Source organism: Prevotella sp. P4-98 (assembly GCF_002251405.1).
In the GTDB taxonomy this organism is placed as follows: Bacteria; Bacteroidota; Bacteroidia; order Bacteroidales; family Bacteroidaceae; genus Prevotella.
In genome coordinates this window covers 125,724-140,253 of record NZ_NPJC01000001.1, presented here as the reverse complement: position 1 = coordinate 140,253, position 14,530 = coordinate 125,724, and the positions used below count along the sequence as shown (strand labels likewise).

The 14,530-nt window shown below is 45.2% G+C and carries 15 protein-coding genes; 5 read left to right on the top strand and 10 right to left on the bottom strand.

The window, feature by feature from the left end:
- Positions 1-24: 24 nt before the first annotated feature.
- Positions 25-1,362, top strand: a complete 1,338-nt coding sequence (locus tag CIK96_RS00645) for an NADP-specific glutamate dehydrogenase (RefSeq protein WP_094389954.1) — start codon at positions 25-27, stop codon at positions 1,360-1,362.
- 296 nt (positions 1,363-1,658) lie between these two features.
- On the opposite strand, the gene CIK96_RS00640 is transcribed toward CIK96_RS00645, so the two are convergent.
- The 4 genes from CIK96_RS00640 to CIK96_RS00625 are packed head-to-tail and all read right to left on the bottom strand — an operon-like array spanning position 1,659 to position 6,017.
- Positions 1,659-2,273: a DUF6057 family protein gene (locus tag CIK96_RS00640; RefSeq protein WP_094439014.1), complete on the bottom strand. Its 615-nt coding sequence runs from the start codon at positions 2,271-2,273 to the stop codon at positions 1,659-1,661.
- A 38-nt stretch (positions 2,274-2,311) separates the two neighbouring features.
- The gene (locus CIK96_RS00635; protein WP_094389952.1) at positions 2,312-4,405 is read right to left on the bottom strand and encodes an alpha amylase C-terminal domain-containing protein; all 2,094 of its coding nucleotides are present in this window, start codon (positions 4,403-4,405) and stop codon (positions 2,312-2,314) included.
- Between the two features lie 7 nt (positions 4,406-4,412).
- On the bottom strand, positions 4,413-4,859 hold the full coding sequence (locus CIK96_RS00630; RefSeq protein WP_094389951.1) for a YhcH/YjgK/YiaL family protein: 447 nt from the start codon (positions 4,857-4,859) through the stop codon (positions 4,413-4,415).
- Positions 4,860-4,886: 27 nt separating this feature from the next.
- Positions 4,887-6,017 (bottom strand): phosphatidylinositol-4-phosphate 5-kinase, encoded by a 1,131-nt coding sequence (locus CIK96_RS00625; protein WP_094436746.1) that lies wholly within the window; start codon positions 6,015-6,017, stop codon positions 4,887-4,889.
- A 142-nt stretch (positions 6,018-6,159) separates the two neighbouring features.
- On the opposite strand from CIK96_RS00625, the gene kdsB reads away from it, so the two are divergent.
- The 4 genes from kdsB (at position 6,160) to CIK96_RS13410 (ending at position 9,577) form a co-directional block, all read left to right on the top strand.
- Complete coding sequence (gene kdsB, locus CIK96_RS00620; RefSeq protein ID WP_094439011.1) at positions 6,160-6,906, top strand: 3-deoxy-manno-octulosonate cytidylyltransferase; 747 nt, start codon at positions 6,160-6,162, stop codon at positions 6,904-6,906.
- A 100-nt stretch (positions 6,907-7,006) separates the two neighbouring features.
- On the top strand, positions 7,007-7,351 hold the full coding sequence (locus CIK96_RS13650) for a hypothetical protein (RefSeq protein ID WP_144007461.1): 345 nt from the start codon (positions 7,007-7,009) through the stop codon (positions 7,349-7,351).
- 3 nt (positions 7,352-7,354) lie between these two features.
- Complete coding sequence (nudC, locus tag CIK96_RS00610) at positions 7,355-8,122, top strand: NAD(+) diphosphatase (RefSeq protein WP_094439007.1); 768 nt, start codon at positions 7,355-7,357, stop codon at positions 8,120-8,122.
- A gap of 30 nt (positions 8,123-8,152) precedes the next feature.
- On the top strand, positions 8,153-9,577 hold the full coding sequence (locus tag CIK96_RS13410) for a GH25 family lysozyme (RefSeq protein ID WP_254047043.1): 1,425 nt from the start codon (positions 8,153-8,155) through the stop codon (positions 9,575-9,577).
- A gap of 9 nt (positions 9,578-9,586) precedes the next feature.
- Here the strand turns inward: CIK96_RS13410 and dinB are convergent, their stop codons facing one another.
- From dinB to CIK96_RS00575, 6 genes are all read right to left on the bottom strand, one after another.
- Positions 9,587-10,678 carry a DNA polymerase IV gene (gene dinB / locus CIK96_RS00600; protein ID WP_094439005.1) on the bottom strand — a complete coding sequence of 364 codons (1,092 nt, stop codon included), beginning with the start codon at positions 10,676-10,678 and terminating at the stop codon, positions 9,587-9,589.
- 64 nt (positions 10,679-10,742) lie between these two features.
- Complete coding sequence (locus tag CIK96_RS00595) at positions 10,743-10,997, bottom strand: hypothetical protein (RefSeq protein WP_254047042.1); 255 nt, start codon at positions 10,995-10,997, stop codon at positions 10,743-10,745.
- A gap of 17 nt (positions 10,998-11,014) precedes the next feature.
- Positions 11,015-11,227 (bottom strand): DUF4250 domain-containing protein, encoded by a 213-nt coding sequence (locus CIK96_RS00590; protein ID WP_094439001.1) that lies wholly within the window; start codon positions 11,225-11,227, stop codon positions 11,015-11,017.
- Positions 11,228-11,298: 71 nt separating this feature from the next.
- Positions 11,299-12,612 (bottom strand): tRNA lysidine(34) synthetase TilS, encoded by a 1,314-nt coding sequence (tilS, locus tag CIK96_RS00585; protein WP_094438999.1) that lies wholly within the window; start codon positions 12,610-12,612, stop codon positions 11,299-11,301.
- Between the two features lie 29 nt (positions 12,613-12,641).
- Positions 12,642-13,820, bottom strand: a complete 1,179-nt coding sequence (locus CIK96_RS00580; RefSeq protein WP_094389943.1) for a class I SAM-dependent rRNA methyltransferase — start codon at positions 13,818-13,820, stop codon at positions 12,642-12,644.
- Positions 13,789-14,442: a 3'-5' exonuclease gene (locus CIK96_RS00575; RefSeq protein WP_094438997.1), complete on the bottom strand. Its 654-nt coding sequence runs from the start codon at positions 14,440-14,442 to the stop codon at positions 13,789-13,791. Before CIK96_RS00575 ends, CIK96_RS00580 begins: the two co-directional genes overlap by 32 nt.
- Between the last annotated feature and the right edge of the window lie 88 nt (positions 14,443-14,530).

The following is a 14,530-nucleotide window of genomic DNA, read 5'->3' as shown; positions in this document are numbered from 1 at the left end:
AATTTAACCAAAAAAGAAAAAATTATGAATGCAGCACAAGTTGTAGAAAATCTGAAACAAAGATTTCCCAATGAGCCTGAGTACATTCAGGCCGTAAGTCAGGTACTTCCAACTATTGAGGAAGAGTACAACAAGCACCCTGAATTTGAGAAAGCTAATCTGATTGAGCGTCTTTGCGTGCCCGATCGCGTTTACGAATTCCGCATCACATGGGTTGACGATAAGGGAAATGTTCAGACCAACATGGGATATCGCATCCAACACAACAACGCCATTGGTCCGTACAAAGGCGGTCTGCGTTACCACAAGAGTGTAAATCTGGGAATTCTGAAGTTTCTCGCTTTTGAACAGACTTTTAAGAACTCGCTGACAACACTTCCTATGGGTGGTGCCAAAGGTGGTTCCGATTTCTCTCCACGTGGCAAGAGCGATGCAGAGGTTATGCGTTTCTGTCAAGCATTCATGAACGAACTGTATCGAGTAATCGGTCCTGATGAAGACGTTCCTGCTGGTGACATCGGTGTTGGTGGTCGTGAAGTGGGTTACCTCTTTGGACAGTACAAGAAGCTCACCCATCAGTTCCAAGGTGTACTTACCGGTAAGGGTATCCCCTTCGGAGGTTCATTGATTCGTCCTGAAGCAACAGGTTACGGTACAGTATATTTTCTGACTTCTATGCTGGCTACTCGCGGCATCGAGCTGAAAGGCAAGAAGGTTCTGATTTCTGGTTCTGGTAATGTGGCTCAGTATGCTACAGAGAAGTGCATCCAGTTGGGAGCCACAGTACTCACCTTGTCAGACTCAGATGGCTACATCTTCGATCCCGATGGAATTGACGCTGAAAAGCTGGCTTATGTAAAAGAGCTGAAGAATGTTGAGCGTGGTCGTATCAAAGAGTATGCAGAAGAATATCCCAATGCTGTTTATCATGCTGGCGAGCGTCCTTGGCATGAGAAGGCTGATATTGCCCTTCCTTGCGCTACCCAAAACGAGATTAACGGCGAACAGGCACAGGCTCTTGTTGACAATGGCGTAATTGCCGTGGCAGAAGGTGCAAACATGCCTTCACTTCCTGAGGCTATCAAGATTTTCCAAGACAACAAGTTGCTTTATGCTCCGGGAAAAGCTTCAAACGCTGGTGGTGTATCAGTATCTGGTCTTGAAATGTCTCAGAACTCAGAGCGTCTGAGTTGGACCGCTGAAGAGGTTGACAACTACCTGAAGCGTATTATGAACGATATTCACGAAAACTGCGTGAAATACGGTACTGGTGCTGACGGATACATCAACTATGTGAAGGGTGCCAATGTTGCAGGCTTCATGAAGGTTGCATCAGCTATGATGAGTCAGGGTATTGTATAAGTTCACAGCAATCTATCTCACAAACACATATATAGATTAGCCACTGTAAATTGGGAGAGACGAGTTAAGCGTTTCTCCCAATTGTTTTTTTGTGAGCACGCCCTACACCATTAATTTGTAATGAAGAGGTAAGACGTTTCAATACCTCATCAAGTTCATAACAACTCAGATTCAATAGGTTTTACACGCGTAAAATAAGTCAATTGTTAAATATCGGGGGTACGCAAAATACAAATTAAACCGAGGGCATCCCGAATGAATCATGATACATGAAGCAGACGAATTACAAAGTCTGATTATCTGTTTTGTAATTTATTGATTGCTTTTCCGCAGAAATAATAATACCAATAGGTATCTTTATAGTTGGTCTGCATATTGATAAGCCATTCGCGTTGCTTAGGATATCTTTGCTGAAGATTTTTCATCTCGTCAAAATCTGCCTCCATAGCAAGATTATTGAACACGATGATCGGTTGTGCACGCAGATGTTTATATAGAACGAGGGCTTCTTGGTAGTGTTTGGGCAAACTGCTGTTAATTGGATAGTATGTTGGAAGTAATTTGACAAATTGGTCAAGTTGACAATCTATCAAATAGCCACATAACATTTTATCGCCTCCGCAGTGTTTCATATCCCTACCTGACCCGGAAATGGGATAAGTAAACAGTTCATCTCCTAATCGATGCTGTTGATAAAGCGCTTCAACTCTAAGGGCTGTCAGTAGTGAATCAGTCTTGTCTGATTTGCATCCAATTTGAAGTGCTGCATCATAATCTCCCTTATTCATCAGGGTTTCCATCTGTTTTGCATATTGCTTCACGTCAGAAGATCCTGCGACCATACCGATGACAAGCATCAGTATGGTCACAAGTGAGAGAATCAGCCAAATACGGCGGATATTGTATTTCATAAGTATGCAGAGGTGTGGTTGTTTTACCTTTGTTCCACTTACAGTTTTCTGAGCACCACAGCTGATCTGGCTGGTAGATAGAGCTTGAGCCACTCTTTGCGGTCTTTCACATAGAGTTCATCGTAGTTGGTCATGTGAGTCATCGTGTCATCTGCGAATCCATTACCACCAAACTCCTTGGCATCTGTGTTGAGCACTACTTCATAGGAACCTGTAGGTACAAGGAATCCATAGTCAGTATAGGAGTGTGTTGGAGAGAAATTGAATACAAAGACAAGGTCGCCTCTCATAAAGCAAAGCACCTGATCTCCATCATTATGCCAAATTTCTGTTACGGGTGTGTTCTGGAAATTTCGTTGGCTCTTGACCACTTCCAACATTCTGCGGTCAAAATCACCAAGCCAGTGGTAGCAGAGTTCTTTGTTATCTACAAGATTCCATTGGCGTCTTGCATATTTGTACGACCATCCATTTCCTTCACGCGGGAAGTCAATCCATTCTGGATGTCCGAACTCGTTACCCATAAAATTGAGGTAACCGCCATTTATAGCTCCAAGTGTCACCAGTCGAATCATCTTATGTAGCGCGATACCCCTTCGAACTATTTCGTTTTCGTCGCCTTTCTTGAAATGCCAATACATATCGGCATCTATGAGTCTGAAGATGATGGTTTTATCTCCCACAAGAGCCTGATCATGGCTTTCACAATAAGATATGGTTTTCTCGTCCGGTCGTCTGTTCTTCACTTCCCAGAAAATGCTACAAACGTTGACATCCTCATCCCTTACTTCCTTAATGGTCTTAATCCAATAGTCAGGAATATTCATAGCCATTCTGTAGTCGAAACCATACCCACCGTCTTCAAAACGTGCGGCAAGTCCTGGCATACCCGATACTTCTTCGGCAATCGTTATTGCCTTGGGATTAACTTCGTGAATCAGTTTGTTGGCCAATGTCAGATAGCAGATCGCATTGTCATCCTCATGTCCGTTGAAGTAATCTCCATAGCCTGTAAATGCTTCCCCAAGTCCGTGAGAGTAATACAGCATAGACGTAACTCCATCGAAGCGGAAGCCGTCGAAATGGTATTCTTCCAGCCAATATTTGCAATTGGAGAGTAAGAAGTGTAAGACGTCATCCTTTCCGTAGTCAAAACACAAAGAGTCCCATGCTGGATGTTCATGACGTTCACCAGGATAAAAGTATTGATTGGGATCTCCTGCAAGATTTCCGAGTCCTTCAACTTCGTTTTTCACAGCGTGCGAATGAACAACATCTATGATGACCGCAATACCCATTTTATGGGCAGTATCAATCATTTCCTTTAATTCGTCAGGAGTTCCGAAACGACTTGAAGGTGCAAAGAATGATGATACATGGTATCCAAAGGATCCATAGTAGGGATGTTCCTGGATGGCCATAACCTGAATGGCATTATATCCATCTTTCTTAACACGTGGCAATACGTTTTCCTGAAATTCACGATAAGAGCCAACCTTTTCGGCATCTTGTCCCATTCCAATGTGGCATTCATAGATAAGCAATGGTGAAATGTCAGGCTTAAAGGTCTTTTTCTTAAAGACATAAGGATGTTCAGGGTTCCACACCTGTGCTGAGAAAATCTTGGTCTGTTCGTCTTGTACCACACGTTGACACCATGCTGGTATGCGTTCACCCTCTCCACCATTCCATTTGACTTTCATTTTATAAAGGTCTCCATGTTTAATGGCCTTTTCCGAGAGTTTGAGTTCCCAGTTTCCTGTACCTTCAATACGTTTGCATTTATATTTGGGTGATTCCTGCCAGTTGTTGAAATCTCCGATGAGGTATATTTCTGTTGCATTAGGTGCCCATTCACGGAACACCCAGCCTTTTGCAAGCTTATGAAGTCCGAAATAGAGGTGTCCTGATGCAAAATCAGAAAGAGTCTTTTTCCCGTTTCTCGTCAACTGGGCGATTTTCCATAGGGCATGCTCATGTCTTCCACGAATGGCATCCTCGTAGGGTTCAAGCCAAGAGTCATTTTTTACCAGACCAATATGCTTGTTTTCCTGTTTCACACTTTTACGTGTCGTTCTCTTTGCCGCAGTCTTTGCTCCGGCTTTGGATTTTGTAGTTTTATTTGTTGTCATGATGATATTAGGCTTTAACTTTAAAAATGGCTTTCTTTATTTCATCTACACCTGCAATACACGGGGCATGACCATCCTGTGGGAAGAAGATGGCAAAACATCCGGGCTGAGCTGTCACATAACTCTCGGCAGCAAGTCCGGGTATTTTGGTAATGTCTTTCTCTTCGTTATATGCAGCCTCCGGAAGTGCTTCACGGGGAGTATATCCGTATGTTTCAGCAGCAGAGAGCGGTATCTGTATGTCGATCATCTTATTGTGGGTTTCGATAACAGCCTCGTCGGGTGTCTTTCCTTTGGCTGTCTGGATGTTGACAAAGAGGTCTTTACCCACTATCTCATGTTTGCCTTCCTCAAGTGTGTTGAGGTCGTGCTGGTTGATAAACTCCACAACTTTTGAAAACAATGGGTTCAACGACTCATAGTCTTTCAGATGTTTTAGTTCGTCGATAATCATAATTCTATTGATTTATTTAAGGGTTGCTTATTTTGTTTTGTCTTCCTCACGATGTCCTCTTGTATAGTTACCTTGTGCTGTAACATTACCGTTGGCGTCCTTTTCTACAAAACGTCCGTCACGTCTGTCATCTACATAGGATCCCTCAAAGCGTTTGCCGTTTTTATCCTCTTCTACGGCAGGTCCGTTTCTTCGTCCGTTGATAAACTGTCCTTTGAATTTTGACCCGTCTGCAAAACGTGCTACACCTTGTCCGTGTATGGTTCCGTTTTTGAACTGTCCTTCAAAGACATCGCCGTTCTTCATCGTCAGTTTTCCGTATCCATTAGGTTTGTCGGCTTTCCATTCACCTTGATAGACGTTCCCGTTTTTCCACACAAGTATGCCCTGGCCTTGTTTGTCGCCATCCACAAAGGCTCCTGTGTATTTGTCGCCATTGGCAAATTTGAAGACGCCTATACCGGTACGTTCGCCCTGTACATAGTCACCTTCATAGACGTCGCCACTCTGAAATTTATAAATACCTTTTCCGTGTGGGGTGTCTTCTTTCCATTGTCCTACATAAACGTCACCATTGGAGTATCTGAACACTCCTTTGCCATCACGTAAATTATTTGCGTACATGCCGTCATAAGACGAGCCGTCTGGCCAATGATAAACACCTTTTCCTGATTTCATGTCGTCTTTCCACAGACCTTCATACCAAGTGCCGTCTTTGAACGTATAACGACCTTTTCCTTCGCGTTTGTCCTGTTTCCACATGCCATCATAGACGTCACCATTATAGTAGTACATCTTACCATGACCCTGTTGTTCGTCAATATACCAGAGTCCTACATACTTATTATTGTTTTGGAAATAGAACGTTCCAACGCCATGCTGGTGATCTTGGAACCATTCTCCCTCATATTTTTCACCATCGGAAAAAGTATAAGTACCCTTTCCCTGACGTTTGCCTTTGGAGTATAGACCTTCATACCAGTCCCCGTTTTTATAGGTTGCCCGACCACGTCCGTCTGGCTTTCCGCCAACCATCTCACCTTGGTATTCGCCACCATCGGCCGTTGTACACGCACCGACTTTTATCTTCTGCGCCGGTAGTGTCAATGCTGCCGTCGCTAATGTTATCGTAAGGAAATATCTCAGTCTAATAATCATTGATTTTATTTTAATAGCAATAAATCGGAACAAAGGTATGAAAAAAAATCGGTATTTATCATTTTTGTTAGCGTATATTAACGCACCATAAGGATATTTTTGTACCTTTGCAATGAAAACAAATAAAAAATCCTATAGAAAAATGAAATTCATAGCTATCATCCCAGCCCGATATGCATCTACAAGGTTTCCGGGCAAACCGTTGGCTCTTTTGGGTGGACGCCCAGTCGTACAACATGTATATGAAAAGGCAGCACAGGCGCTCGACGAGGCTTATGTTGCTACCGACGACGAACGCATCGCTCGTGTGGTAGAAAGTTTTGGCGGACACGCCATCATGACAAGAGCTGACCATAAAAGTGGTACCGACCGTATTGAAGAAGCTGCAGAAAAGATAGGCACAGATGCTGATGTCGTGATTAACATTCAGGGCGACGAACCGTTTGTTGATGCTTCACAGCTCAAAACCTTACAGTCGCTTTTCGATTGTGAGGAAACGCAAATTGGTACACTTGGAAAACGCTTTGACTCCATGGAAGCTACGGAAAATCCTAACTCTCCGAAGATTGTTTGCGACAAACAGGGCTTCGCCTTGTATTTTAGCCGTTCTGTCATTCCGTTCGTACGTGGACAGGAACCTAAATCGTGGCTCAACCACTATCCATATCTCAAACATCTTGGACTTTATGCCTATCGTCGCGAAGTGCTCAGAGAAGTCACCCAACTTCCTCAGTCCCCCCTCGAACTGGCAGAGAGTCTCGAACAGTTAAGATGGTTGGAAAACGGCTACCGCATTCGTGTCGGATTGACTGATGTTGAAACCGTTGGTATTGACACCCCTGCCGACCTTGAACGCGCAGAACAGTTTCTTATCAATCAAGGGAAATAGAGATAACGATTTTCTATTATAATCACAATCTATCCACAATTCACACATGAAAGGAGTTTTCACATTGCTTGCCCTCATGGGTTTTGTCACTATTACAACCATGGCAAAAAAGACAGAAACTATCACGTTGCGCATTCTGGCAACTACCGATGTGCATGGAGCATTCTTTCCGTATAATTTCATCGAACGCAAACCCATGCATGGGTCTCTTGCGCGCGTAAGTACATATATAAATGAACAAAGGAAGGACTTTGGCGACAAACTTATCCTCCTCGAAAACGGAGATATCCTGCAAGGACAACCTACTTGCTATTATCTCACACAAATGATAGAAAAACAGGGAACGGTAGAAGCTCTCCCACTCAACAACTGGCGATTCGTACCGGAGGAATGGACAAAACCGGCTATCGAACGTGACCGTCGTCTTATTTTCAAGGAGGATTAAGCCATGGAACAATATTTCGTATTTTGTCAATCAGACCTTATCTTGGAGAAAGACGGTGATGTATTACGCATTCCTACCGAACCTCCTGTCGAACTCAAGCCTTGGACCAACATTCTCCATGTTGCTGGTGCGAAAGCCTACCGTATCGACCAACCTCTGACTGACAATCCACGCTATGAAATGTGTGGACTTCGACAGAGTTACTATCACCTGTCAAGTCACGACTATCTTCTCGCTGGAAAATGCCACGAACTGCTTTATTGGGATAGTAATACCAAATTCTGTGGAGTTTGTGGCGCTCCTATGAAATTCCATACAGACATCTCCAAGCGCTGCACACAATGTGGTAAGGAGGTGTGGCCACAACTGGCTACTGCTGTCATCGTACTCGTCAGCCGAGGCGATGAGGTGCTTTTGGTTCATGCCAAGAATTTCCGTGGCGATTTCTACGGTCTTGTAGCAGGATTCGTGGAAACCGGTGAGACGCTCGAAGAGGCTGTTTGCCGTGAGGTCATGGAAGAGACCGGACTGACCATCAAAAACCTGCACTATTACGGTTCACAGCCTTGGCCCTACCCTTGCGGACTGATGGTTGGGTTTCTTGCAGAATATGACAACGGAGACATTCATCTGCAGCGATCAGAACTCTCACGTGGCGCGTGGTTCAATCGTCACCACTTACCACAAATTCCAGAGAAGCTCTCCATTGCCCGTCAAATCATCGACTACTGGCTGGATCTGAAGTCTAAAGAAGATTCTAATAAAGAATAGTCAAAAGATTATTGTTCAGGAGGTTTAAAAATGTGTACTAAACGTCGGATAGATCTTGTCGTCTGCCTACTGGTAGTAGGAACAGCTATTGCTATTGGTTGGCGGTATTACCGCGATTGGTTGAATAACCGCAATATGGGTATTGGGCCTAAATGGGAAATTATCATGGCTGGCAGACCATCTGATGACTCACTTCACCATAGGCTTGATCAGATTCGGAAAGAGAGAGAGGCTATGGACGATTATTTTGCTGTACATAATGTGACCGACGAGGGATTTGATTTGATAGCACAACACGACAACCAACTGCAACAAGAACAAATTCGACTGAAGAGTCTGCTGCAGACTGATTCCACACGTCGTATCATAGGCAGACGCTATATTCCTGAAACAAAGCGCCCCTTGATAGCGGTACGCATCAATGGTGGCTATTGGAAGGCAGGAAGATTCCATTTCGGTCTGCTCAACGGTCCTGCTGTCTGGCGGGATCCTCAGGGACGTATTGTTTGTGGTCTGTGGGATAACGATACCATCGTGGTAGCACGACGTTACGATGACGAAGGCTGTTATGATGGACAGATGGACACTTTGGGACTGGCTTCCGGACAAGGAAGTATCGTACGACAAGATGGAAGCAGTTACACCGGCATGTGGGTGAATGACCGTCCCGAAGGATGGGGATTTGAATCCTCTTCGCATGGCATAAAAGCTGGCGAATGGCGAAAGGGAAGATTCCTTGGGGAAAAAATCAAATACACCTCAGAACGCATCTATGGCATCGACATCTCTCGCCACCAGCATGAGAAAGGACGTAAACGGTTTACAATCAACTGGCGTCAAGTTCGCATCACTTCACTCGGTTCGAAACACAATAAACATGTCATGGGGCGTCCTGATTTCCCCATTTCCTTTGTTTATATCAAAGCTACTGAAGGCATTTCCATCCGCAATCGCTATTATGCTGCTGACTGTCAACAGGCACGACGTCAGGGCATACGTGTAGGAGCATACCATTTCATGTCACTCAAAACCTCAGCAGAAAGACAAGCACGCCATTTTCTGCGATATGCACAATTTCGCCGAGGCGACTTTCCGCCTGTTCTCGATGTCGAACCCTCTCATGCTCAGATTTCCGCTATTGGTGGTGCAGAACCGTTATTCAAGCATATTCGTACCTGGTGCAATATTGTTGAGCGTTCCACAGGACACCGCCCCATACTCTACGTCAGCCAGATGTTCGTCAACCGCTATCTGTCCAAGGCTCCTGATATCAAGCAGCGTTATCAGGTATGGATTGCCCGTTATGGCGAGTACAAGCCTGACGTACATCTGGTATTCTGGCAACTCAGTCCTGAAGGCCGTGTTGCAGGCATCCACGGTCCTGTTGACATCAATGTTTTCAATGGCTATGGTCTGCAGTATCAGGAGTTTCTTCGCAATAATACCATGAAGTAACTCTGTGAGTCATTCGTCTGGCCAGGGTTCAAACTCCAGTTCCAGTTCTGTATATTTAGCAGGCTCTGACGGGTTAACACGCTTATGGTTAGAGACACACAAGCCCAACAGTCGGATGGGATGTGAATGAAACTCAACCTGACGGATCAACTGTTTGGCTAAAGGAAGGATATCGTCTTTGCAACGGAGAACACGGTCAACGGTAATGCTGCGGGTGATTTGCTGAAAGTCCTGAAACTTGACCTTCAGCGTTAGCGTACGCCCCTCAAAATTGTTTTTCTCTATCCGCCCAACCAAATTCAGTACCATGTGGTAGAGTTGAATGGTAACGGCGGAATTGTCACTGATGTTATTGTCAAAGGTTTGTTCACAACTCACACTCTTACGCTCCCATTCGCTGATCACGGGACGTGAGTCTATGCCTCGTGAGAATTCGTAAAACACCTGTCCCATCTTGCCAAATTCTTCCGTGAGTTGGTTAAGGGGCGTGTTGCGCAGATCTAATCCGGTGAAGATACCCATGTGGTGCATTTTCTCTGCAGTCTTTGGCCCCACGCCCCATATCCTATCCACTTTGAGTCGGGAAATAAAGTCTAATGCCCTGTCGGGATGAATGACCGTCAGCCCATCGGGCTTGCGCCAGTCAGAGGCTATCTTCGCTATAAACTTACAGTAGCTCACACCTGCCGATGCGGTAAGTCCCGTTGTCTGATAGATGCGCTGTTTGATTTCTTTTGCAATGTCCACCGCCAGTTCAATGCCTTTCTTGTTTTCTGTTACATCGAGAAAGGCTTCGTCGAGGGATATGGGTTCTATGAGGTCGGTATATTCGTGGAATATCTCGTGCAAATGTGCCGATACTTCTTTGTATCGTTGGAAATGGGGCTCTACGATGATGAGTTCTGGACATAGCCGTTTGGCCAACTGAATAGACTGTGCCGAATGTACTCCAAAGCGTCTGGCTTCGTAGTTTGCTGTTGACACCACACCACGTTCGGCATCATGTCCTACTGCAATAGGTTTGCCTTTTAGTTTTGGATTGTCTTGCTGTTCTACAGCAGCAAAAAACTGATCCATATCCACATGAATAATCTTCATCAGGGCGATTGATGGATTACCATCCTATATTGTTAACGTGTCTCTTTCCGTATTCTTTTTCAAGCGGTTAAAGCAGTTGTTCCAACTGTTCTACCGCATCCAGGAGTTCTTCGGCAAAACGCCTATGGTCGCGCAAGAAGTCGGGTTTACCTTTTGCCAATGTGGCATAAAGATCTTCATTCATCGATTCTACATAATCAGCAATAGCCATTTCAATATCGTCTTTCTGCCACGACAGGGTAGAAAATTGATAGATTCGTTGCTTTTGGTGAAAGAAGCTGTAGGCTGTTTCTATAGCATCATGAGGAATATTCATCGTCATAGTATTCGTTAGAGCGGTCAAAGGTCGGTATTGGTTTCAAAGCCTTTGGGTCGAAACTGATGTTGTTCCTCAGAATAGACGAATCCATGGGCGTAGAGATAGTCTTTCAACGCCTGTGGCTCTTGATTGTAACAATAGCAAAGGGCTTCCAAAGAGTCAAACTCTTCATCACGCAGAAACATGTTGATGCTTGATACTAGAATTGCGGGGTCTTTCGGTAGTTTGTCCATAATGAAATGATTGATGAATTGAATATTTGTATGATCTCTTTTGATTTTCTGATAGCGATTTCTATGGGAGGTTATGCTTCCAATTCAATCTCAATGGTGAGTATCCGTTGGGTAGTATCATCAACAGCCACACGATTGTCACAACGTTTTCCCATGAGCCAAACCACGACACCCGAAGCATCCACTACCACACGCTGGCGGCGCTTGTCCAAAAGTGTCATCTTGCAGTCGGTCATCAGATCACTCAACAACTTATGTCCCTTCATGCCAAAAGGAATCATCACATCTCCTTGTTGTACCAGTCTGACGACAAGAGGAAAGCGTATCTTGTCGGCATCAACGGTAATCTTGTGTGACGCTTTGGAAACCTTGAAGTCACGGGGTTTATCTGCCATCCCGACTCGGAGTTTTTCGTTATGCTGCAAGACATAGACTCCTGGTTCTGGAATTGTGATCTGCCGAAAAGCAGGCTTTTGCTTTTCCATAACAATCCGATCTCGGTCGATGACCAATTCATAGTCTTTCGACATGAAAGCACGACCGGTACCATCCGCCATCATGCTATTGAAAATTTGCGTACATTGTCGGGCATTAAAGCCTTTATCCCGCAAGAGTTCATACAACAGGTAGTCATTTCCCACATCCTCCAGAATTTCCTGTTTGGTATATTCCGTCCGGTTTCTCAAGGGCTTCAACAGTCTTTCCATCACCTGTTCTGCTCCTGCCATTCTTTCTGCCATGAGGAGAATGTTTTCGGCAGCCTTCGGATTGATTTGCTTCAACAGGGGTACGATATGATGTCTCACCTTATTGCGCGTAGCGTCATCCTCAAGATTGGTGGAATCGGTAACAAAGGGCTGCTGACGGTCTGCCAAAAACTGTTCAATCTCTGCCCTTGTCACTCCCAACAGGGGTCTTAACACATTCCCTTGTCGTGGACTGATACCTGTAAGGCCATGTATCCCCGTACCTCTTGCCAGATTCATGAGAATGGTTTCTACCGAATCGTCACGATGATGAGCCACGCACACCCCCTTCGCGCCGATATCCATTCTGAGCTGTTCAAAATAGCCGTATCGCAACTCACGCGCAGCCAGTTCGATACTCATGTGATGCAGTTCTGCGTAGGTCTGCGTATCAAAATGGATGCGATGAAAGGGAATGTCGAGCTTGTGACAAAGGGATTCGCAGAACGCTTCGTCCCTATCCGATTCTTCCCCTCTCAGGTGGAAATTGCAATGGACGGCATGGATCTTGATCTTCATCTCGTGAAGAACGAGTAGCAATGCCACACTATCAGCCCCACCGCTTAACGCAACAAGATACATTTCCCTGTCGTCAAGCAGCTGATGCTGACTCATGAAGGCCTTGACTTTCTCCACCATTCGATGTCCTCCTGTTATTGCATGTTATTTTATTCCACGTAAAGGACGAGTCCTTTGAGGTACTCTCCTTCCGGATGATAAATATTGATAGGATGATCGGCAGGCTGATGGAGCTGATGGAGTATTCTCACATTTCTTTTTGCTAATGCAGCAGCAGTAAACACAGCATTTCTGAAATGGTCTTTCGTAACCACCTGTGAACAAGAGAAGGTAAAGAGGATACCTCCCCTTTCTATTTTTTCAAATGCTTTCTGATTCAGACGGGTGTAGCCCTTCAGCGCATTATGCAGCGCCCCTCTGTGCTTCGCAAAGGCTGGCGGGTCGAGGATAATCAGATTATAGTTGTCGCCTGCTTTCTCCAGGTATTTGAAGGCATCTTCACAAAAGGCCTCATGGCGCTGGTCGCCAGGGAAATTGAGCGATACGTTCTCTCTGGTCAGGTCGATGGCTTTTGCCGAACTGTCAACAGAGTGTACCAGTTGTGCACCTCCGCGCATCGCATAGAAAGAGAATCCGCCGGTGTAGCAGAACATATTGAGCACACGCTTCCCTGCTGCATATTTCTCCAGGAGTGATCTGTTTTCGCGTTGATCCACAAAGAATCCGGTTTTCTGTCCTTTCAGCCAGTCAACTCGGAATTTGAGTCCGTTTTCCAACGCCACGTTATTGTCGCTTCCTCCGTAAATGAATCCGTTCATGTCTGTTGCGTCCATAAACGGCAAGGTTGTTTCGCTCTTGTAATACACATTGGAAATGCGCGATTCCATCACATCGACGAGTGCCTTGGCAATCTCCTTTCTGACCTTGTGCATGCCGATGGAATGGGCTTGCATCACGGCAGTATCGCCATACACATCTATAATAAGTCCGGGCAGATTGTCGCCCTCTCCGTGTACCAGTCGGTAGGTATTGTTGGATGGCGAGTCGGCAATGCCGATGGATTGACGCATTTTCAGCGCAGATGAGATTCGTGAATGCCAGAAATCGTCGTCAATTTCCCGATCCTCGAAGGTGAGCACACGAACGGCGATAGACCCCTCTTGGTAGTGGCCCACGGCAATGAAGTCGCCATTTCTATTTACGAGGCAAACGGTATCGCCCTCCTCTATTCCTTCTTCGATAGCCTGTATAGCTCCCGAAAACACCCAGGGGTGGAATCTTTTCAGACTCTCCTCCTTACCTTTCTTCAGTATGATCTGTGGATACATGTTCGTCGTCTGTTTTTATGAGTTCATAATCGCCGGTCTGCTCCAGTCTGATGAGTTCTTCATAGAGCAGGATGCACGACCAAGCATCTGTTGCTGCGTAGCGTTTTTGTTTCTCCGTCAGGATGTCAGCCTCCCAGTTGGTGAGTCTTTCTCGTTTGCTGATGCGCATGCCGAAGAAGTTGGCATAGATCTTCTGCAGACTCATGTCTTCCACGCCGACTTCTTTGACTCTTTCCTGAAGGTCGATGAAATGTCCTGGTTCAAATTCGCCAATCTTATGGAGCATCTTCACGTCGTCGTGGAGCGACAACCCTATCTTGGGTACTGTAGTATCTTCCAGCAAACGCTTGATGGATGGAGAAAATTTGAGGTAGTTGAGACGCAGGAGAAAGCAGATATCGTGGCTTGCCACTTGAAGTAGCGATACCGTATAGGTATGTCCTTTCTTAAATGAGGGTCTTGTCTCTGTGTCCAGTCCGATAATGGGTTGGCTGAGCAGGTAATCGACCGCTTTTTCTGCCTCGGTATCGCTGACGACAACCTCGATTTTTCCCTCGAAAAGTACACGTGGCAGGCTGGGTATCAACTTCTTGTCGTATTTACTATAAATGGTCTTTTTCATCTATCATTTGTTTTCGGTGTGCAAAAATACAAAAAAAACACGATAAAATGTTGATTTCTGACAATTTTCCATTACTTTTGCATATTAA

Bases quoted from the DNA above. Each gene is read 5' to 3' on its own strand.
- CIK96_RS00595 (WP_254047042.1), bottom strand. From the start codon at position 10,997: ATGACGATGAATATTCCTCATGATGCTATAGAAACAGCCTACAGCTTC.
- CIK96_RS13410 (WP_254047043.1), top strand. From the start codon at position 8,153: ATGTGTACTAAACGTCGGATAGATCTTGTCGTCTGCCTACTGGTAGTA.
- kdsB (WP_094439011.1), top strand. From the start codon at position 6,160: ATGAAATTCATAGCTATCATCCCAGCCCGATATGCATCTACAAGGTTT.
- CIK96_RS00645 (WP_094389954.1), top strand. From the start codon at position 25: ATGAATGCAGCACAAGTTGTAGAAAATCTGAAACAAAGATTTCCCAAT.
- CIK96_RS00630 (WP_094389951.1), bottom strand. From the start codon at position 4,859: ATGATTATCGACGAACTAAAACATCTGAAAGACTATGAGTCGTTGAAC.
- CIK96_RS00580 (WP_094389943.1), bottom strand. From the start codon at position 13,820: ATGTATCCACAGATCATACTGAAGAAAGGTAAGGAGGAGAGTCTGAAA.
- CIK96_RS00575 (WP_094438997.1), bottom strand. From the start codon at position 14,442: ATGAAAAAGACCATTTATAGTAAATACGACAAGAAGTTGATACCCAGC.
- CIK96_RS00625 (WP_094436746.1), bottom strand. From the start codon at position 6,017: ATGATTATTAGACTGAGATATTTCCTTACGATAACATTAGCGACGGCA.
- CIK96_RS00640 (WP_094439014.1), bottom strand. From the start codon at position 2,273: ATGAAATACAATATCCGCCGTATTTGGCTGATTCTCTCACTTGTGACC.
- CIK96_RS00635 (WP_094389952.1), bottom strand. From the start codon at position 4,405: ATGACAACAAATAAAACTACAAAATCCAAAGCCGGAGCAAAGACTGCG.
- nudC (WP_094439007.1), top strand. From the start codon at position 7,355: ATGGAACAATATTTCGTATTTTGTCAATCAGACCTTATCTTGGAGAAA.
- tilS (WP_094438999.1), bottom strand. From the start codon at position 12,612: ATGGTGGAGAAAGTCAAGGCCTTCATGAGTCAGCATCAGCTGCTTGAC.
- CIK96_RS13650 (WP_144007461.1), top strand. From the start codon at position 7,007: ATGGCAAAAAAGACAGAAACTATCACGTTGCGCATTCTGGCAACTACC.
- CIK96_RS00590 (WP_094439001.1), bottom strand. From the start codon at position 11,227: ATGGACAAACTACCGAAAGACCCCGCAATTCTAGTATCAAGCATCAAC.